The organism is Pandoraea faecigallinarum (assembly GCF_001029105.3).
Lineage (GTDB): Bacteria > Pseudomonadota > Gammaproteobacteria > Burkholderiales > Burkholderiaceae > Pandoraea > Pandoraea faecigallinarum.
In genome coordinates this window covers 2,051,512-2,070,210 of record NZ_CP011807.3, presented here as the reverse complement: position 1 = coordinate 2,070,210, position 18,699 = coordinate 2,051,512, and the positions used below count along the sequence as shown (strand labels likewise).

Here is an 18,699-nt window from a genome sequence, read left to right as displayed (position 1 = left end):
GAATTGCGGGCTGAGGAATTTCCGATTTAGCCGCATCCCCGGAACGAGACGGTCGTCGCCTCAGGCGAGACAGAGATTGAGCGCGTCACGCCAGTCGGGCGCACGCAAGCCGAACCGACGCGCGAGCTTGCCGTTGTCGAGCACCGAGTACGCGGGCCGCTTGGCAGGCAGCGGATAGGCGGACGTCGGAATCGCCACAACGTTCGGGCGCTTCGCCGGCACTGTCAGATCGAGGATGGCTTCGGTGAAGCCGTGCCAGGTCGTCTGTCCCGCAGCTGTCATGTGATACAGGCCGCCGTGCTCGCGCCAGAAATCGGCGTCGACGCCCGTCTCGGTCAGCCCCCGTGCCAGCACTTGCGACGTCAGCTCGGCAATCGTGCGGCACCACGTTGGTGCGCCATGCTGATCCGCCACGATGCGCAGTTCGTCGCGCTCGCGGGCCAGTCGCTGTACGGTCAAGAGGAAGTTTGCGCCGCGCGTGCCGTACACCCAACTGGTTCGCAGCACCAGATGGTTTGCGCCGCTCGCGGCAATCGCCGCCTCGCCCGCCAGCTTGGTGCGGCCGTAGGCGTTTTGCGGATTGGTGGGTTCGTCTTCACGGTACGGCGTTGCGGAAGTGCCGTCGAAAACGTAGTCCGTGGAGTAATGCACGACAAGGGCACCCAGACGGCGGGCCTCTTCGGCCATGATGCCGGGCACCACCGCGTTGACCTGATACGCGGCCGCTTCGTCCGTCTCGGCGCGGTCGACGGCCGTGTAAGCGGCCGGATTGACGATCAGGTCGGGCGCAAAGTCGCGCAAGGTCTTCGCGACGCTGTCGGTATCGAGCAGATCCATTTCGTTTCGCCCGGGGGCATGCACGTCGCCCATGCCTTGCAGGCAACGTGCCAACTCCCAGCCGACCTGTCCGGTAGCGCCCGTCAACAGGATACGTCTTGCCATGTTACGGCTCCCTTGTCGCGATGTGAGGAAACAAAGGAGCCTACCCCGTTTTGCTTCAGGATTCCAGTTTCAGGATTCCAGTCCGAGCTCCTGGATCTTTCGCGTGATGGTGTTACGACCGATGCCCAGACGGCTCGCCGCTTCGACCTTGCGCCCCCGGGTAAAGTCGAGCGCTTCGTTGATCAGCGCGGTTTCGAAGCGACGCGTCAGCTGATCCATCACATCCGGCGACGCCGAACGCAGCAGCCGGGCGACTTCGCGACGCAAGATCGGCTCCCAACTCTCGGCGCCCGGCATGCCAGACACTCCGGCCGTCTCGCCAGGGCCGACAGCGCCCGTTGCCATCACGTTGCCGCCGCCTGCGACAGGCGCCGACGATCCGTTGCCGGCGCTGCCGTATCCGGCATGACCGCCGCCGGACGTCGGCACCGCCGCGCCGCCCGCCGCCGTCCCCGGATAAGCGCTTTGCGCCGACGACGCCCCCGGCATCGGCGCCGTTGTCTGAAACTCCGGCGGCAGATCCTTGATTTCCACAGTCTGCGCAGGCGCCATGACCGTCAGCCAGTTGCTGAGGTTTTCCAATTGGCGCACGTTGCCCGGGAACGGAAAACGCGTCAGATGCGCGAGCGCGGCTTCGCTGATCCGCTTCGTCTCGACACCCAGTTCGCGTGCGCTCTTTTGAAGGAAGTGACGCACCAGCAGCGGAATGTCCTCGCTGCGCTCGCGCAACGAAGGCAGACGCAGGCGAATCACGTTCAGTCGGTGATACAGATCCTCGCGAAACAGCCCCTGACGCACACGGTCTTCGAGATTCTGGTGCGTGGCCGCGATCACGCGAACGTTCGCCTTGATCGGACTGTGCCCGCCGACCCGGTAGTAATTGCCGTCCGAGAGCACGCGCAGCAGACGGGTTTGCAAATCCAGCGGCATATCGCCGATTTCGTCGAGAAACAACGTGCCGCTTTCGGCCTGCTCGAAGCGTCCGCGACGCGTCGCCTGCGCGCCCGTGAATGCCCCGCGCTCGTGGCCGAACAGTTCGGACTCCAGCAAGTCTTTCGGGATTGCCGCCGTATTGAGCGCAATGAATGGACCCGACGCGCGCGGCGAGTGACGGTGCAGCGCACGCGCGACCAGTTCCTTGCCCGAGCCCGACTCGCCGGTGATGAGCACCGTCGCGCTCGAATGCGACAGACGGCCGATGGCGCGAAAAACGTCCTGCATCGCGCTCGCCTGCCCGAGAATTTCGGGCTCTTCGGTGATGCGCTCGTCATCCGTGGCTTCACGAAGGCTTTCTTCGACGGCACGCAGAATCAGTTCGACGGCACGATCCACGTCGAACGGCTTGGCAAGGTATTCGAACGCTCCGCCCTGAAAAGCCGCCACGGCACTGTCGAGATCCGAGAACGCGGTCATGATGATGACCGGCAATCCGGGATGCCGTTGCTTGGCGGTTTGCAACAGTTCGAGTCCGGAGCCGCCCGCCATGCGGATGTCCGAGACAAGCACCTGCGGCGAGTCGTGTTCGAGCGCCGCGCTGGCTTCGCGCGGGCCGGTGAAACTGCGCACCGGCAGGTTGGCTCGCGAGAGTGCCTTTTCCAGCACCCATCGAATCGATTGGTCGTCGTCTACTATCCAGATCGGCTTCATTGTTCACCGTGTAACGTCTATGCCCGGCCGCACGTGTTACGGCCGACGGCGTGAGGGCCGCATCAGCCCAGGGGCAGCAGGATCCGAAAATCCGTCCGTCCGGGCCGGCTTTCGCATTCGATGAGACCGTCGTGACGCTGTATGAACGACTGCGCCAGTGTGAGTCCCAGACCGCTCCCTCCCTCGCGCCCGGAGACGAGCGGATAGAAGATGCGGTCGCGAATGTCGGCAGGAATGCCGGGCCCGTTGTCGATCACATGCAATTCCAATGCCAGCTTGTGCAAGCGCTTGGCAATCGTGATCTTTCGCGCCACCCGTGTACGCAATACGATACGGGCGTCGCCACGCGCGATCTGCTCGCGCAGGGCTTCGGCGCCGTTGCGCACGATATTGAGCAGCGCCTGAATGAGTTGCTCTTTGTCGCCACGAAAGTCGGGCAGACTCACGTCGTAGTCCCGCTCGATCGACAAGCCCTGCGGGAATTCGGCGAGCACCACCGAACGCACGCGCTCGCACACTTCGTGGATATTCACATCCGTGGCGATATACGGATGGCGGTGCGGCTCCAGCAGGCGGTCGACGAGCGTCTGAAGTCTGTCGGACTCCTTGATGATGACCTGGGTGTACTCGCGCAACTCACGCTGATCGAGCTCGAACTCCAGCAACTGCGCGGCACCGCGAATCCCGCCGAGCGGGTTCTTGATTTCGTGCGCCAGATTGCGAATGAGCTGCTTGTTCATCAACGCCTGATCGATGATCCGCTCTTCGCGTTCGTTCTTCAGTTTCTGTTCGTTCTCGATCAGTTCGACGATCACGAAATCGGGGGCCGCTTCCGGTGCCGCCACGATGGCATGCGTATGCAGGGGCTCCTGCGCAGTGCGCTCAAGCACCAAATCGAGGCGCGTCGTCTGAAAGTGATTGGCGATGAGCTCCGTCATCGTAGACGACAGCACTTCACCGTTCGTGAACACGTCGTTCCATGTCATCTGCGAGAGCGAGCGGCGCGACAGCGCGAGCAGCGCCTCGGCGGCCGGATTGGCGAAGACGACACGCAACGTATGTTTCTCCAGGACCAACAGCACCGTCGGCAATGCCTCCAGTCCCGGAAGAATCCCGGTTGCGGCAAGCTTCGCCTCCCATGGATCGACGCTCGCATGCCACGCAGACACGTGAGCGGGCGCCCCGGCCGTGCCGCCGGAATGCGCGCCGTCCACAGGATCCGCCGCCTGGGCGGCGCCGGTCGTCAAATCGGTGGGAGAAGAATTGTCGGCGGCGGCCTGCGCGGCTCGCTTCGTCTGCCCCTTCTCACCAGCGCGGACACTTTTCATCTAGGTTCGAGGCGATAAGTTCATGGCATGCGTTGCGGCAGCCATGAGGGAAAAACAGAAAGCCAAACGGGAATGCCCTTGCGCCGAACGCGACGGATAAAAAAGGGGGACGGCCGCGGCCATCCCCCCGTGCGTGTCGAGCATGACGGTCGGCCGCTGGCGTTCCGTCATGCCGGCGCATTCCCTGCGCAGCGCTTCGATTACAGCGAGTAGTACATTTCGAACTCGAGCGGGTGCGTGGTCATTGCCACACGGCGCGCTTCGTCCGTCTTGAGTGCGATGTACGAATCGAGCATGCCGTCGGTGAACACGCCGCCGCGGGTCAGGAACTCGCGGTCTTCGTTCAGGTACTCCAGCGCCTGTTCGAGGCTTGCGCACACGGTCGGGATCTTTGCATCCTCTTCCGGCGGCAGGTCATACAGGTTTTTGTCGGCGGCTTCGCCCGGGTGAATCTTGTTCTGCACGCCATCCAGACCGGCCATCAGCATGGCCGAGAAAGCCAGGTACGGGTTGGCCATCGGGTCCGGGAAACGCGCCTCGATGCGGCGGCCCTTCGGGTTGGCAACGTACGGAATACGGATCGAGGCCGAACGGTTACGGGCCGAGTAGGCCAGCTTCACCGGCGCTTCGAAGTGCGGCACGAGACGCTTGTACGAGTTCGTCGACGGGTTCACGATCGCGTTCAGGGCGCGGGCGTGCTTGATGATCCCGCCGATGTAGTACAGCGCGAATTCCGACAGACCGCCGTAGCCATTACCGGCGAACAGGTTCTGACCATCCTTCCAGATCGATTGGTGGATGTGCATGCCCGAGCCGTTGTCGCCGACGATCGGCTTCGGCATGAACGTGGCCGTCTTGCCGTAGCTATGCGCGACGTTGTGCACGACGTACTTCAGGATCTGCGTCCAGTCGGCGCGCTCGACCAGCGTCGAGAACTTCGTGCCGATTTCGTTCTGGCCCTGGCCCGCGACTTCGTGGTGGTGCACTTCGACCGGCACGCCCAGTTGTTCGAGCAACAGGCACATTTCCGAGCGCATGTCCTGGAACGTGTCGACCGGTGCGACCGGGAAGTAACCGCCCTTCGTGCCCGGACGGTGGCCGGTGTTGCCGCCTTCGAAGTCCTTCGACGACGACCACGGCGCTTCTTCCGAATTGATCTTCACGAACGTGCCCGACATGTCCGTATTCCACTGGACCGAGTCGAAAATGAAGAACTCCGGCTCCGGACCGAAGAAGGCGGTGTCGCCCAGGCCCGTGCTCTTCAGATAGGCTTCGGCGCGCTTGGCGATGGAGCGCGGATCGCGGTCGTAACCCTTGCCGTCGGCCGGTTCGATCACGTCGCAGGTCAGCACCAGCGTGCTTTCTTCGTAGAACGGATCGATATAGGCGGTGTTGGCGTCCGGCACCAGCAGCATGTCCGAGGCTTCGATGCCCTTCCAGCCGGCAATCGACGAACCGTCGAAAGCGTGGCCGCTTTCGAACTTGTCAGCGTCGAAGTGCGACACGGGCACCGAGACGTGCTGCTCCTTGCCGCGCGTGTCCGTAAAGCGGAAGTCGACGAACTTGACGTCTTCTTCCTTAACCAGGTTCATCACATCTGCCACAGATTTGCTCATGCTATCTCCCGAAAGATTCAATCTGGCGCTGCCGGCGCTCATCGCCCGCGTCGCCGCACCCTCTTAACGAACTCCGTGTTCGGATTCGCCGTTGACAAGCAGGAAGCGTGCCAACGCCCAATTCGCCTGTTGCCGCTCGTCGCCGCCCACTGATTTCTAAGGAAATAATCGATGCTGGTGCGCCCAACCCCGAATTCCCGCTGGCGGGCGTCGATTCTCCATTTCGGTGCGTAGCGCACCAAAATGTCACAAATTTGGAGCACTTTCGAATTATGCACTGTTTAGGTGCATTTGTTCGGGGATTCCGATCCGAAGTTGTGCGCCCGTCTGCACCGTCATAATGCGCCATCGACACAACCGTGCGCCGGAATCGGAAAATATTCGGGCAATGCCCAAAGCGCCACCCTTCACGAAACGTGCTTCTCGCGTTTGCCGCACGCTAGAATGAAGGATCACCATCGACCAACGAGATCACAGCAATATGACAACGAGCGCAAAAGCCATTCTCGACCGAGCCATGCAACGTCGTGCCACGGGGCAACTCGCCTACGCAGGCGCGGTCACCCCGGAAGAAGCGCTGGAACTGTTGACGGCGGACGACAGCGTCCGGCTGATCGACGTGCGCACGCGCGCCGAACTCGATTGGGTCGGTCGCCCGCAAGTGCCGGACCGTCAGTACGCACACGTCGAGTGGGTGCGCTACCCGGGTGGCGTACCCAACGAACATTTCCTCGAACAGCTCACCTCGCACACGCCGGACAAGAACACCCCGCTGCTGTTCCTGTGCCGCAGCGCCGCCCGCTCGAAGGCGGCCGCAAAGGTCGCCTATGAAGCGGGCTTCGTCCAGTCGTTCGACATTCTCGAAGGCTTTGAAGGCGACAAGGACGGTAAAGGCCATCGCAAGAACGTGAGCGGCTGGTGCTTCCGCGGGCTGCCATGGCTGGGTGCCTGAGTCTTTTCGGACAACACTGATCGTCATCGACGCGAGGAGACGCACGATGGACTGGACGCACTTGCTGACTTTTGCGCTCGCGTTGTTCGTGGGCGCAGGCACTCCCGGGCCGGGAATCGCGGCGATCGTCGCGCGCGTGCTCGGGCGCGGCACACAGGGCGCCATCGCCTTTAGCGCCGGCGTGGCGATCGGCGACGTCGTGTGGCTCACACTTGCCGTGCTCGGTGTCGCCGCACTGGCGCATACGTTCTCGGGCGTGTTCCTCGCCATCAAGTACGCGGGGGCTGCCTATCTTCTTTATCTCGCCTGGAAGATGTGGCACGCCCCGGCCATTGCGCCGACCGAACCCATGGCGGCGGCGCCGCGCGAGAAAACGTGGCGACTGTTTCTTGGCGGCTTGTCGGTCACGATGGGCAACCCGAAGGTCGTCGTGTTCTACTTCGCGCTGCTGCCCAACCTGCTCGACCTGGCGCGGGTGACGGCGCTCGGTTATGTCGAAGTCGTGGCCGTCACGCTGACAGTTCTCGCCATCGTTTTCGGCAGCTACATTGCACTCGCCGCACGCGCCCGGCGTCTGCTGAGTTCGGCACGCGCCGTCAAGCGACTGAACCGCGCCACCGGCACGGTCATGGCGGGCGCGGCCGTCGCTATCGCAACGCGCTGATCGTCGCGGGCGCCTGCGCACTTAGCGAAAAGCGAGTGGCAGCAACGAACGGCGGGGAACGAACGACGCCACCTTCGGGTGGCGTTTTTTATGGCGTACTCCCGTCCTGGATTCGTCATCGGTTCGAATTCTCATTCGGACGGACCCTCCCGGACATTGTTGCGATCTGCGTAAGTATTTATTGGCTTAATTGCCGTTTTTCCGTGATAGCCACAAGCATAGACTGGCTTCAACGGTCGCGCACGACGCGCCCGGCAGCACAGAAAAACAGGAGTTATCGCCATGAATCGCAAGCTGATTGCATCCGCATTGATCTCGACCATGATGGCCGCCGCCGCAGGTTCCGCATTCGCCCAATCCGCCCAATCGCGTCTGACCAGCGACGCCTATCCCGACGGCTCGCCGTACGCATGGGTACCGCAAACGACGCAGCTCACGCGTGAGCAAGTCCGCGAGCAATTGATCGAAGCGCGCGCCCAGGGGCTGATTCCGCAAAACGACTATGAGTACCCGGCGTTCAAGACGATGAACAACGCGAACCTGCCGGGCAAGACGCGCACGCAGGTCTACGACGAACTGGTGCGCGCACGTCAGAACGGCGAGATGAAGTACTCGAATCCGTAAGCTGCTGTGCGGGCATGTGCCTGCGCGACAGTGCCGTCCCTCGTCATGTTGTCAGCCTCCGGCAACATGACGCGACGCACTCAGATTGACCGGCATCGTCGACCTGCGCTGCGTCGCCTCGTTACCTCGTCAGCCCGCCATCTCCTTTCGAGACGTTATCGTCCGCCCCGATGTCCCGCCGACAGGCGCGCGCCCACGCCCGCCCATGAAGTTACGGGCAAATCGTCATGCATTCCGGCCGGTTCTCTTCCCTTACGGCCCGGCAGGCGCCGACGGTTTTCCCCACGGGCGTGTCTCCTGTCGCCATGCGTTCCCCGTAATCGCATGGGACTTTCGCCCGCTCTCCGCCCCGGGGAGCGGGCTTTTTTCGTTTCCCGTTTCGTGGACGGCGCAGGCTGCGTGCTACCATGCAGCCGGTTTCAATTTGCATAGACAGGATCATCCGGTGAGTGACATCCAACTAGATATCGAGTGGACCGAGCGCGCAGCGAAGAAGGCCGAGCGGCTCGTTCCGAAAGACACCCCGCTCGGGTTGCCGCCGCTCGAATGCCTGCCGCAGGAAGGCGACGTGATGTTCCTCGGCAAGGGCGACAAGAAGCAGCCGTTCGTTGTGGTGGAGCGTCAGTACCATCATGAAGGCGACGATGCATGGACGATCATCCTGATTCTCGACCTTCCGGAATAGCGGCACCTTCGAAAGCGTCGAAGACATCGACGCCTTCGAAAGACCGAAAGTGCGGCGCGGTCACTGGGGAAACCCCGGTCACCGCGCCGCTTTGCTTGGTGAAGGCCATTTTCTATACTGAAGGCGCGTCTTGAATCGCGTCACAGCGACAGGGAGATCGGCCATGATCATGCCCCACCTTTCCAATGCCCAACTCGTCAGCATGTTTGCGATCGCGGTGTTCGGTGCGATCGTCGTTGGCGCCATGCCAGGCAAGGGCGTGATTCGAATGTGCTGGCGTTCCCTGCTCGTTGTCGTGGGCGCGGTACTCGCCGTACTGGCCTTCGAGCTGGTACCCCTGCTCGCCTGAGACCTTTTTTGCGGATTTTCACCATTAAGGGTTGACCCCATGCGGAAGAGCCGATATTATCTCGGTCTCGTTGGGGCGTTAGCTCAGTTGGTAGAGCAGCGGACTCTTAATCCGTAGGTCGAGTGTTCGAGTCACTCACGCCCCACCAGACGAATTTTTGAAAAAGGCTGCGATGCCGTGCAGCCTTTTTTATTCCCGGTAGCATCGGGGCGTTAGCTCAGTTGGTAGAGCAGCGGACTCTTAATCCGTAGGTCGAGTGTTCGAGTCACTCACGCCCCACCAAAGTACGAGAAGGCTGCGACGCTTGCAGCCTTTTTTGTTCCCGGTAGTTCCGGGGCGTTAGCTCAGTTGGTAGAGCAGCGGACTCTTAATCCGTAGGTCGAGTGTTCGAGTCACTCACGCCCCACCAGATGCATCGCAAGGGCCGCACACTGTGCGGCCCTTGTCGTTTCTGGCGCCAACCTGGTCGCTCGCCCGTCGCCATTTCCCTGTCGTCCCATTCCTACATTCGATTCAGTCGCAACCGATAGTGCGCAAAGCGCTGGCGCCCTATGCTGAACTCATGTCGCCGCGCGACACGCGGCCGGCAATGGCTACAGGAGACGCATCATGAAAATGACGAAATCGATTCTCGTTGTCGTCACGGCGCTCGCGATGGGTTCGTCCATCATGGGCTGCACGCTCGGGGGTGCAGCAGCGGGCGGCGTCATCGGTCACGAAGCCACCGGCGGCAGCACCGCCGGGACGATCGGTGGAGCCGTCGTCGGCGGTGTCATCGGTCACGAACTTGGCAAGTGATTTCCACGGGTCGATGTCCGCCGCGCTTGTCATGTAGCGCAGCGTTCGGCACGCACCGCCTCCGATACCTCGATACCCGCTCACGCCGTCAACGTCCCACGATGTATAGCGGGGCATTGGCGGCGTAGCCGTACATGATCAACACGTCGCCGATGAGCGCATCCCCCGCCGCCCTCGCCTGCTGCACACTTTCGTAACGCCGTGCCTGCCCCGTGCAGCTGACATAGTGCCGGCTGCCGCCACCGGTCGATTCGTCCTGCCGGCCGATGAATGCCGCCTGCCTCACACTCCAGACGAAATGCCCTTCGCACTTCGCGAATTCCGGCGGACGCTTGACCGCCGGATCCGAAGTACTCGATTCCTCCCCCGCCTTGTGCAGACGCCACTGACGCCGGATCGCCGCGTCGTTCCAACGTCCCATGCCGATATCCTTTCCTTTGAGTCTTGCCATCGCTGCCTCCCGGTAATTGCCTGCGGCACCTCGCTCGCGGGCACATTGACAATAGTGACCAATAACGAGGTGAATGGGGTTGGGGAGTGTCCGATATGCGATGCCACACCCTGCGATAACGCTCCACGCGCATCGGAACTCGCCACGCGTCATGCAAAGGACACCAAATAACGCCCAGCATCCAACGCACGGCCGCAGCATGCGTTATTTCCGGTCATACATAGCGCGGCGCACGCGCAACGCGCCGGCAACAATGTTGGGACGACCTCGGTGCGGATGATCCTCATTGTCTACACTGAAAGTCCCATTGACGCAGACCGTCCGCCCCGGCCACGCCGACGGCGCCCAACAAATCACGCCATGGCAATCGTCACTTTCGCCCCCGCCATCCAGCGTCACGTGTCCGTAGACGAGCAGGAAGTCGACAGCACCGACGTGCATGACGCGCTCGCCCAGTGCGTATCGCGCACGCCAGGGTTGCGCGGCTATCTGTTCAACGATCAGGGGCGATTGCGTCCCCACGTTGCCGTGTTCGTGGACGGCAAATTGATACGCGACCGCCGCACACTGCGCGACGGCCTCACCGGCACGAGCAGTGTCTACGTTGCACAGGCGCTATCGGGTGGATAGCGGGTGGATAGCGGATGAATAGAGGCTCGGATAGCGGGCGGACAGCAAACGGATATCAACACGCGGCATCACTCATCGATAGCAGAGCCACGCAGGCGCGCGAGAGACGACGCGCTTCGCGCCAGCCAAGGAGACGCAACATGGAACATGCCACCGGTGCGACGTTACTGGTCGCGACTCGCAAGGGATTGTTCACCTGGCAACGGGAAGGCGCCGTATGGCGATTGATGTCCAGCACGCCGGACTTTCCCGGGGAGCCGGTCAGCATGGTGCTGCACGACGCGCGCGACGGCACGGATTACGCGGCGCTCAATCTCGGCCACTTCGGCGTCAAGCTATGGTGTCGCGCACGAGACGCGCAGACGTGGACCGAGTTGCCGCCACCGGCGTTTGCGCCCCAGACACCACCCCAAACACCGCCTCAGGCATCCTCCGGCGGCGCCCCGTCGCAGGACACCGCACCGGACGATTCGCAAGCCCCGTGCGTCGACCTTCTGTGGTCGCTCGAAGCCGCAGGGCCCGATGCACCCGGCGTGCTCTGGGCGGGCACGATTCCCGGCGGCCTGTTTCGCTCCGGCGACCATGGCCATAGCTGGCAACTGGTCGAGAGTTTGTGGAACCGCCCCGAGCGCGCAGAGTGGATGGGCGGCGGGTACGACCATGCGGGCATTCATTCCATATGCGTCGATCCGCGCGACAGCCGTCAGGTGATGGTCGCGGTATCGACCGGTGGAGTCTGGCGGACACGGGACGGCGGCGACACCTGGGCGCTGGCCGCCTCGGGCATGGAAGCGGATTACATGCCGCCGGAGCGCCGGCTCGATCCGAATGCGCAGGACGTCCATCGCCTCGTACAGTGCCGCGATGCGCCCAACGCCCTTTGGGCACAGCATCACAACGGCATCTTCCGCACGCTCGACTACGGCGCGTCGTGGCGACGCATTCAGGCCGCACCGTCGAGTTTCGGCTTCGCCGTCGTTGTCGATCCGCACGATCCGGACATCGCCTGGTTCGCACCGGCACAGCGCGACGCCTGCCGCATCCCTGTGGACGCGCGACTGGTCGTCACACGAACGCGCGACGGCGGCGAGTCCTTCACGTCGCTCTCGCAAGGCCTGCCGGAAACGCCGTCGTACGACCTGATTTACCGCCATGGCATGGACATCGACGCGAGCGGACGGACGCTGGCGATGGGCTCGACCACCGGATCGCTATGGATCAGCGATAACGCGGGCGAACAATGGCAAAGTCTGTCGACGCATTTACCGCCGATTTATGCCGTGCGTTTTGTCTGAATATTCTAATTTTCCCGTCGATTTTTCCGGCGACGTTCGTCTCGTCGCTCGTCTCGTCGTTTACTCCGTTTTGCCATAGGAAACCTTCAGTTCGCGTATTTCGTGTCGTATACGAAGTCAGACGGACTGGCTTCATCGCATCCCCCCGTCACGCGTCGCCGGACATGTCACACGTGTAAGACCGGCGCGTGAGCCAACGTCGCGTCGCGCCCTACCCCCTGGTATCGACGCGTTCCACGGCAGACCGGCGACCACTCCTCGAAACGCCGACAGCTTCACGTCACCCGTGTTGTCTTGGCATCAAATCTCTAAAAGGAGTCATTCCCTATGCGCATCGCCGACCTGAAGATCCGGACCCGACTGGCCATCGGATTCGGCACGTTGCTTGTTCTGCTTCTCTGCATGCTGACCATTACGTTGATTCGCTTCGTCGCCATCGAGCGCGCCAATGAAGAACTGCTCAACAGCGCGTGGGCCAAGGCCGATGCCGCGCACACCATCGACGGCATGGTGCGCGGCAATGGACGCCGCCTGCTCGAATTCTTCACGACTACCGATGCGGCGCAGCGCGAGAAGTACAACGCACGCATCGACGCCAATCTCGCGCGAATGGCCGAAGCGCAAGCAGTACTCGACAAGTACGTCACGACGGAAAACGGCAAGCGCCTGATCGGCAGTATCCGTGCGCAAAACGAGACCTTCAAGAAAGCGCGCGTGGCTGTCGTCGCGGAACTGAGCGCCGGCCAGCGCGACAACGCGCTCGGCATCGTGCAACAGACGGCGCTGCCTGCGCTCGACGAGATGCAGACCGAAGCCGCCGAACTGGTCACCTTCCAAAAGAAAATTCTCGACGAGACGGGCGCGGCGACAAGCGCCGACATCGCTTTCGCCAAATGGCTGCTCGTTGCGCTGGGCGCGCTGGCGTCCGTGGTCGGCATTGCGGCCGCCTGGTCGGTCACGCGCAGCATCACACGGCCGATCGCACGCGCCGTCGAAGTGGCGCAACGTGTGGCGCAAGGCGACCTCACGAGCCGTATCGATGTGACGAGCCGCGATGAAACGGGCCAATTGATGGCGGCCCTCAAACACATGAATGAAAGTCTCGATCAGATCGTGCGGCGTGTGCGCAGTGGCACTGCCGCGATCGCCTCGGCATCGGGCCAGCTGCTCGCGGGCAACACCGACCTGTCGTCGCGCACAGAGGAGCAGGCCGCGTCGCTCGAAGAAACCGCATCGTCGATGGAGCAACTGACGGCAACCGTCAAACAGAACGCCGACAACGCGCGTCAGGCGAGCCAGTTGGCGTCGAACGCCTCGGAAATCGCCGGTGAAGGCGGCCGTGTGGTCGAACGTGCGGTGACGTCGATGCAGGAAATCGCCGACAGCTCGACGAAGATCAACGACATCATCGGTGTGATCGACGGCATTGCCTTCCAGACGAACATTCTTGCGCTGAATGCGGCCGTGGAGGCCGCGCGCGCCGGTGAACAGGGACGCGGATTCGCTGTCGTCGCCGGCGAAGTGCGCACGCTCGCACAACGCAGTGCTGCGGCCGCCAAGGAGATCAAGTCGCTCATCGAGACGTCCGTTCACAAGGTCGCAGACGGCTCGTCGCAGGTGCGCGACGCCGGTCGCACCATGACGGAAATCGTGCAGGCCGTGCAGCGCGTGACGGACATCATGGGAGAAATCTCGGCCGCGTCGAGCGAGCAATCGGGAGGCATCGAGCAGGTCAATACTGCCGTCATGCAGATGGATCAGGTCACGCAGCAAAATGCCGCGCTCGTCGAGCAGGCCACCGCGGCCGCCGGGTCGCTCGAAGATCAGGCGCGCAATCTGCGCGACGCCGTGGCGGTCTTCCGGTTGCCCGGGGGCGATGCGGTGACGGGCGGGTACGACGACGAGGCAGACGTTGCCGCGAACGGGCCGCGCGGCGCGGTGCTCGCTTTTTCGCGTCAGCGTCAGGTGGCGTGACGGCGCACTGCGCGCGCCGGCGTCTCGTTGCGTTGACCGGTAGTCCCGGACACGCCCCGGCCCTGTCGCCGGGCGCGTTGTCGCGGGGCTGCCGCAGGGTCGCAGCGAGGCGTTGCACGCGCTTCGCACGTCCCCGAAAAGCCCCGTGTCTGCTGGCCTTGCGGGCGATGGAGCGCCCAGCGCAGTCGTGCGACATTGGAGTATGATGGCTGCTGCTATGCTTTTTCCCCACCGTCTGAAAAGAGGTGTACTGTGGCCCGAAAGACCCCCATCGAGCGCTACCGAAATATCGGCATCAGCGCTCATATCGACGCTGGCAAGACAACGACGACCGAGCGGATCCTGTTTTACACCGGCGTCAATCACAAGCTGGGCGAAGTCCATGAAGGCGCTGCCACGATGGACTGGATGGAGCAGGAACAAGAGCGCGGCATCACGATCACATCCGCCGCGACGACCTGCTTCTGGCGCGGCATGGCCGGCAACTTCCCCGAACATCGCATCAACATCATCGACACGCCGGGACACGTCGACTTCACCATCGAAGTCGAGCGCTCGATGCGCGTGCTCGACGGCGCGTGCATGGTCTACGACTCGGTCGGCGGCGTGCAGCCGCAGTCGGAAACCGTCTGGCGCCAGGCCAACAAGTACAAGGTGCCGCGCATCGCGTTCGTCAACAAGATGGACCGTGTGGGGGCCGACTTCTTTCGCGTACACAAGCAGATTCACGAACGTCTGCGCGGCAATGCCGTTCCCATTCAGATTCCCATCGGCGCCGAGGACAACTTCCAGGGCGTGGTCGATCTCGTGAAGATGAAGGGCATCGTCTGGGATGAAGCGTCCAAGGGCGTGAAGTTCGACTACGTCGACATCCCGGACAACCTCAAGGAGACGGCACAGACGTGGCACGACAGGATGATCGAGGCCGCGGCCGAAGCCAGTGAGGAACTGCTCGAGAAGTATCTCGGCGGCGAGCCCCTGACCGAAGAGGAAATCAAGGGCGGGCTGCGCAAGCGCACGGTTGCGGGCGAGATCGTCCCCATGCTGTGCGGCACGGCCTTCAAGAACAAGGGCGTGCAGGCCATGCTCGACGCCGTGATCGAGTACCTTCCCTCGCCGGTCGACGTGCCTGCCATTGCGGGTCACGACGAAGACGACAACGAGATCGAGCGTCACCCATCGGACGACGAGCCGTTCTCCGCTCTCGCCTTCAAGATCATGACGGACCCGTTCGTCGGTCAGTTGATCTTCTTCCGGGTGTACTCCGGCGTGATCGAGTCGGGCGCCACGGTGCTCAACCCGCTCAAGGGCAAGAAGGAACGGCTCGGACGCATCTTGCAGATGCATGCGAACACGCGTCATGAACTCAAGGAAGTGCGCGCCGGCGACATCGCCGCCGCCGTGGGCCTGAAGGAGGCGACGACGGGCGATACGTTGTGCGACCCGAACCACGTCATCATCCTGGAGAAAATGGAGTTCCCGGAGCCGGTGATCTCGCAGGCCGTCGAGCCGAAGACCAAGGGCGATCAGGAGAAGATGGGCCTTGCGCTCAACCGTCTGGCACAGGAAGATCCGTCGTTCCGCGTGCAGACCGACGAAGAGTCGGGCCAGACGATCATCTCCGGCATGGGCGAGCTGCACCTGGAAATTCTCGTCGACCGCATGCGCCGCGAATTCGGTGTGGAAGCGACCGTCGGCAAGCCGCAGGTCGCCTATCGCGAGACCGTCCGCAAGAAAGTCGAGGACGTGCAGGGCAAGTTCGTCAAGCAGTCGGGCGGACGCGGCCAGTACGGCGACGTGGTCATTACGCTCGAACCGGACAAGGAAAAGCCTTACGAATTCGTCGACGCCATCAAGGGCGGCGTGGTGCCGCGCGAGTACATTCCGGCCGTCGACAAGGGGATTCGCGAAACGCTCAACAACGGTGTGGTCGCCGGTTACCCGGTCGTCAACGTGAAGGTCACGCTGACGTTCGGCTCCTACCACGACGTGGACTCGAACGAAAACGCCTTCCGCATGGCGGGCTCGATGGCCTTCAAGGAAGCCATGCGCCGGGCCGACCCGGTGCTGCTCGAACCGATGATGGCGGTGGAAGTCGAAACGCCCGAAGAATTCATGGGCAACGTGATGGGCGATCTCTCTGGACGTCGCGGCATCATGCAAGGCATGGACGATATCGTGGGCGGTGGCAAGATCGTTCGCGCGGAGGTGCCGCTCTCGGAGATGTTCGGCTACTCGACGTCGCTGCGCTCGCTCACTCAGGGGCGCGCCACGTACACGATGGAGTTCAAGCAATACGCCGAAGCGCCGAAGAACGTGGCCGACGCCATCGTCACATCGAAGAAGTAAGGAAGTCGCCCGCCGGGCGCAGGCACGGCAAGGCAAAATACGCCGTTGCCCGCACCACCGGCGCTCAACGCCCGCAACGCAGACGTCTTCACCCGGGGTTCGGAGACGTGCCGCTCGCGGGCGTTTTGTTTTTTTTCGTGTTTTTGCTTCCCGCGTTCATCATGATGAAAAACGTTCTCAGCATTCAGTCCCACGTCGTGTTCGGCCACGCCGGCAACAGCGCCGCCGAATTTCCGATGCGGCGTCTCGGCGTCAACGTGTGGCCAATCCATACCGTGCAATTCTCGAATCACACGCAGTACGGCAAATGGACGGGGCAGGCGCTGCCGAGCGACGACATTCTGAAGCTGGTCGACGGCATTGCCGACATTGGCGAACTGGTTAATTGCGACGCGGTCCTTTCCGGGTATCTGGGAGCGCCGGAGCAGGCAAGCTTCGTGCTCGCCGCAGTGCAGCGCGTGAAGTACGCCAATCCGGCCGCGATCTATCTTTGCGATCCCGTGATGGGGCATCCGGAGAAGGGATGTCAGGTCAAGCCTGGCATCGAGCAATATCTCGTCGAGCACATGCCCGCCGTCGCGGACATCATGACGCCCAATCACCTCGAACTGGAAAAGCTGTCGCAACATCCCATCCAGACGTTCGAAGACGCCCTTGCCGCTTGCCGCGCCCTGCTCGCTCGCGGGCCGAAGATGGTGCTGGTCAAGCATCTGGAATATGCGGGCAAGTCCGCCGATAGCTTCGAGATGCTGGTCGTCACCAACGACGAGGCGTGGCATGGAGCTCGCCCGCTGTATCCGTTCTCGCGTCACCCGGTCGGTGTAGGCGACCTGACCTCAGGCGTGTTTCTCGCGCGACTGCTCAAGGGCGATACGGTTCGTGAGGCGTTCGAACACACGCTGGCGGCGGTCGACGCCGTCTTGTCCGTCACCCATCTGGCCGGACGCTACGAACTGGAGATCGTGCGCGCGCAGGACGAGATCGTCGCCCCCTCGCGCCATTATGAAGCGCGCGCGGTGTAACGCACGCTGGAGGACGGGCGGCGCGGATCAGTACGCGCGCAAATGTTCGGCGTGATGCGACAGATGGTCCGCCATGAACGTCTGAATGAAGTAGTAGCCGTGGTCGTAGCCCTCGTGACGACGCAGGTTCAGCGGCTGTCCGGCCTGACGGCAGGCGCGCTCGAAGATGTCGGGATGCAGTTGCGCCTGGAGGAATTGATCGCTCAGCCCCTGATCGACCAGAATACCGCCCGGGAAAACGGCCTGTCCCGCCTTCGCCATCAGTTCGCTCGCGTCGTATTGACGCCACGTCTCGCGATCCGTCCCCAGATAGCCAGTGAACGCCTTTTCGCCCCACGGGCACTGCATCGGCGCGGCAATCGGAGCAAAGGCCGACACGGACCGGAACTTGCCGGGGTTGCGCAGTGCAATCGTCAGCGCGCCGTGACCGCCCATCGAGTGGCCGAAGATGCCGATACGCTCGGCATCGACCGGCAACGATGTCGTCACCAGGCGATAAAGCTCGTCGACGATGTAGCTGTACATGCGGTAATGCGTGGACCACGGTGCCTGAGTGGCATCGAGATAGAAGCCCGCCCCAACGCCGAAATCCCATGCGTCGCTCTCGCCCGCCACGCCCGCCCCGCGCGGGCTCGTATCGGGCGCAATCAGCGCCACGCCATGCTCGGCGGCAAGCCACTGCGCCCCGCCCTTGATCATGAACGTCTCTTCCGTAGACGTCAGCCCGGCCAGGTAAAACAATGCGGGCACGGCACGTCCGTCGCGCGCCTGCGGCGGCACGAAGACGGAAAAGCGCATCGGCAGACCGATGACGGACGACGTATGGCGATAAAAGCGCTGCGCGCCACCGAAGCAACGGTGTTCTGAAATGAGTTCGAGCATGACGATATACGAGAAAGTCCGGGAAGTCGGCAAAGGGACGGCCCTTGTCCCGGCTACGCGCGGCATGGCGACCGGCGCTGCCTGGCGAGATCCGTTGCGAGCCCTCTTGCGAGCCCTCTTGCAAGATATGGCAGCTATCTTACCTCGCGACGCGACGCGTGACATTGTCCCGGCCCCGGGTGAACGTATGCCGCGTTTCGACGCGCGCCCATGTCAGTAGAAAATTGTCATGATTTCTAAACTTTTCGCTGCACGCGTCGCTATACGGTAAAGGATGGGCAACTGCACGTTGCACAGTGCCGCCCCGTGCCCGGCTGTGGAGTTTTGGGAAGTCCCGGAAAGCTGTCACATTCACACGCTATGATGCCGCCGATGCAAAATTGCGGCGTGAGACACCCCGAGGCCCCAGACCGTCAGGCAACTGCGGCAGCGAAGTCCCTCAGCATGCAAGATGGAACCACTGCATGGGCATCGCGGGCATGGCGTCTTGA

Annotated in this window: 17 protein-coding genes and 3 tRNA genes; 14 read left to right on the top strand and 6 right to left on the bottom strand. The window is 62.7% G+C overall.

What is annotated here, in order from left to right:
* Window positions 1-60: 60 nt before the first annotated feature.
* The 4 genes from rfbD to glnA all read right to left on the bottom strand — a co-directional run bounded on the left by rfbD (window position 61) and on the right by glnA (window position 5,533).
* Window positions 61-942: a dTDP-4-dehydrorhamnose reductase gene (gene rfbD / locus AB870_RS09320; RefSeq protein WP_047907779.1), complete on the bottom strand. Its 882-nt coding sequence runs from the start codon at window positions 940-942 to the stop codon at window positions 61-63.
* A 69-nt stretch (window positions 943-1,011) separates the two neighbouring features.
* A complete protein-coding gene (ntrC, locus tag AB870_RS09315; RefSeq protein WP_047907778.1) occupies window positions 1,012-2,589 on the bottom strand; it encodes a nitrogen regulation protein NR(I) in 1,578 nt (525 codons plus the stop codon).
* A gap of 62 nt (window positions 2,590-2,651) precedes the next feature.
* Window positions 2,652-3,758, bottom strand: a complete 1,107-nt coding sequence (gene glnL, locus AB870_RS09310) for a nitrogen regulation protein NR(II) (RefSeq protein WP_047909017.1) — start codon at window positions 3,756-3,758, stop codon at window positions 2,652-2,654.
* A gap of 359 nt (window positions 3,759-4,117) precedes the next feature.
* Window positions 4,118-5,533: a type I glutamate--ammonia ligase gene (gene glnA / locus AB870_RS09305; protein ID WP_044455458.1), complete on the bottom strand. Its 1,416-nt coding sequence runs from the start codon at window positions 5,531-5,533 to the stop codon at window positions 4,118-4,120.
* Window positions 5,534-6,014: 481 nt separating this feature from the next.
* On the opposite strand from glnA, the gene AB870_RS09300 reads away from it, so the two are divergent.
* The 9 genes from AB870_RS09300 (at window position 6,015) to AB870_RS09260 (ending at window position 9,605) form a co-directional block, all read left to right on the top strand.
* Window positions 6,015-6,485 (top strand): rhodanese-like domain-containing protein, encoded by a 471-nt coding sequence (locus AB870_RS09300; protein WP_047907777.1) that lies wholly within the window; start codon window positions 6,015-6,017, stop codon window positions 6,483-6,485.
* Between the two features lie 46 nt (window positions 6,486-6,531).
* Window positions 6,532-7,149, top strand: a complete 618-nt coding sequence (locus AB870_RS09295; protein WP_047907776.1) for a LysE family translocator — start codon at window positions 6,532-6,534, stop codon at window positions 7,147-7,149.
* Between the two features lie 282 nt (window positions 7,150-7,431).
* Window positions 7,432-7,773 carry a DUF4148 domain-containing protein gene (locus AB870_RS09290; protein WP_047907775.1) on the top strand — a complete coding sequence of 114 codons (342 nt, stop codon included), beginning with the start codon at window positions 7,432-7,434 and terminating at the stop codon, window positions 7,771-7,773.
* 445 nt (window positions 7,774-8,218) lie between these two features.
* A complete protein-coding gene (locus AB870_RS09285) occupies window positions 8,219-8,458 on the top strand; it encodes a hypothetical protein (protein WP_044455448.1) in 240 nt (79 codons plus the stop codon).
* A gap of 163 nt (window positions 8,459-8,621) precedes the next feature.
* Entirely contained in the window at window positions 8,622-8,807 is a 186-nt protein-coding gene (locus AB870_RS09280; protein ID WP_047907774.1) for a hypothetical protein, read from the top strand.
* A gap of 72 nt (window positions 8,808-8,879) precedes the next feature.
* Window positions 8,880-8,955: transfer RNA gene (locus tag AB870_RS09275), tRNA-Lys, on the top strand.
* A 58-nt stretch (window positions 8,956-9,013) separates the two neighbouring features.
* Window positions 9,014-9,089, top strand: a tRNA-Lys gene (locus AB870_RS09270).
* Between the two features lie 51 nt (window positions 9,090-9,140).
* Window positions 9,141-9,216, top strand: a tRNA-Lys gene (locus tag AB870_RS09265).
* A gap of 245 nt (window positions 9,217-9,461) precedes the next feature.
* Complete coding sequence (locus AB870_RS09260; RefSeq protein ID WP_418304004.1) at window positions 9,462-9,605, top strand: glycine zipper 2TM domain-containing protein; 144 nt, start codon at window positions 9,462-9,464, stop codon at window positions 9,603-9,605.
* An 88-nt stretch (window positions 9,606-9,693) separates the two neighbouring features.
* Here the strand turns inward: AB870_RS09260 and AB870_RS09255 are convergent, their stop codons facing one another.
* The gene (locus AB870_RS09255) at window positions 9,694-10,056 is read right to left on the bottom strand and encodes a hypothetical protein (protein ID WP_047907772.1); all 363 of its coding nucleotides are present in this window, start codon (window positions 10,054-10,056) and stop codon (window positions 9,694-9,696) included.
* A gap of 360 nt (window positions 10,057-10,416) precedes the next feature.
* Here AB870_RS09255 and AB870_RS09250 point away from each other — a divergent pair, with 360 nt between their 5' ends.
* The 5 genes from AB870_RS09250 to pdxY all read left to right on the top strand — a co-directional run bounded on the left by AB870_RS09250 (window position 10,417) and on the right by pdxY (window position 17,326).
* Entirely contained in the window at window positions 10,417-10,686 is a 270-nt protein-coding gene (locus AB870_RS09250) for a MoaD/ThiS family protein (protein WP_047907771.1), read from the top strand.
* Window positions 10,687-10,826: 140 nt separating this feature from the next.
* Window positions 10,827-11,981 (top strand): beta propeller repeat protein, encoded by a 1,155-nt coding sequence (locus tag AB870_RS09245; RefSeq protein WP_047907770.1) that lies wholly within the window; start codon window positions 10,827-10,829, stop codon window positions 11,979-11,981.
* A 327-nt stretch (window positions 11,982-12,308) separates the two neighbouring features.
* Window positions 12,309-13,955, top strand: a complete 1,647-nt coding sequence (locus tag AB870_RS09240) for a methyl-accepting chemotaxis protein (protein ID WP_047907769.1) — start codon at window positions 12,309-12,311, stop codon at window positions 13,953-13,955.
* A gap of 252 nt (window positions 13,956-14,207) precedes the next feature.
* On the top strand, window positions 14,208-16,304 hold the full coding sequence (fusA, locus tag AB870_RS09235) for an elongation factor G (protein ID WP_047907768.1): 2,097 nt from the start codon (window positions 14,208-14,210) through the stop codon (window positions 16,302-16,304).
* A gap of 164 nt (window positions 16,305-16,468) precedes the next feature.
* Window positions 16,469-17,326 carry a pyridoxal kinase PdxY gene (pdxY, locus tag AB870_RS09230; protein ID WP_047909016.1) on the top strand — a complete coding sequence of 286 codons (858 nt, stop codon included), beginning with the start codon at window positions 16,469-16,471 and terminating at the stop codon, window positions 17,324-17,326.
* Between the two features lie 27 nt (window positions 17,327-17,353).
* Here pdxY and fghA read toward each other — a convergent pair whose 3' ends face one another.
* Window positions 17,354-18,208: an S-formylglutathione hydrolase gene (gene fghA, locus AB870_RS09225; protein ID WP_047907767.1), complete on the bottom strand. Its 855-nt coding sequence runs from the start codon at window positions 18,206-18,208 to the stop codon at window positions 17,354-17,356.
* Between the last annotated feature and the right edge of the window lie 491 nt (window positions 18,209-18,699).

Coding starts and splice junctions, on each gene's coding strand:
- rfbD (WP_047907779.1), bottom strand. CDS start 942: ATGGCAAGACGTATCCTGTTGACGGGCGCTACCGGACAGGTCGGCTGG.
- ntrC (WP_047907778.1), bottom strand. CDS start 2,589: ATGAAGCCGATCTGGATAGTAGACGACGACCAATCGATTCGATGGGTG.
- glnA (WP_044455458.1), bottom strand. CDS start 5,533: ATGAGCAAATCTGTGGCAGATGTGATGAACCTGGTTAAGGAAGAAGAC.
- AB870_RS09300 (WP_047907777.1), top strand. CDS start 6,015: ATGACAACGAGCGCAAAAGCCATTCTCGACCGAGCCATGCAACGTCGT.
- AB870_RS09295 (WP_047907776.1), top strand. CDS start 6,532: ATGGACTGGACGCACTTGCTGACTTTTGCGCTCGCGTTGTTCGTGGGC.
- AB870_RS09290 (WP_047907775.1), top strand. CDS start 7,432: ATGAATCGCAAGCTGATTGCATCCGCATTGATCTCGACCATGATGGCC.
- AB870_RS09280 (WP_047907774.1), top strand. CDS start 8,622: ATGATCATGCCCCACCTTTCCAATGCCCAACTCGTCAGCATGTTTGCG.
- AB870_RS09260 (WP_418304004.1), top strand. CDS start 9,462: ATGGGTTCGTCCATCATGGGCTGCACGCTCGGGGGTGCAGCAGCGGGC.
- AB870_RS09255 (WP_047907772.1), bottom strand. CDS start 10,056: ATGGCAAGACTCAAAGGAAAGGATATCGGCATGGGACGTTGGAACGAC.
- AB870_RS09250 (WP_047907771.1), top strand. CDS start 10,417: ATGGCAATCGTCACTTTCGCCCCCGCCATCCAGCGTCACGTGTCCGTA.
- AB870_RS09245 (WP_047907770.1), top strand. CDS start 10,827: ATGGAACATGCCACCGGTGCGACGTTACTGGTCGCGACTCGCAAGGGA.
- AB870_RS09240 (WP_047907769.1), top strand. CDS start 12,309: ATGCGCATCGCCGACCTGAAGATCCGGACCCGACTGGCCATCGGATTC.
- pdxY (WP_047909016.1), top strand. CDS start 16,469: ATGAAAAACGTTCTCAGCATTCAGTCCCACGTCGTGTTCGGCCACGCC.
- fghA (WP_047907767.1), bottom strand. CDS start 18,208: ATGCTCGAACTCATTTCAGAACACCGTTGCTTCGGTGGCGCGCAGCGC.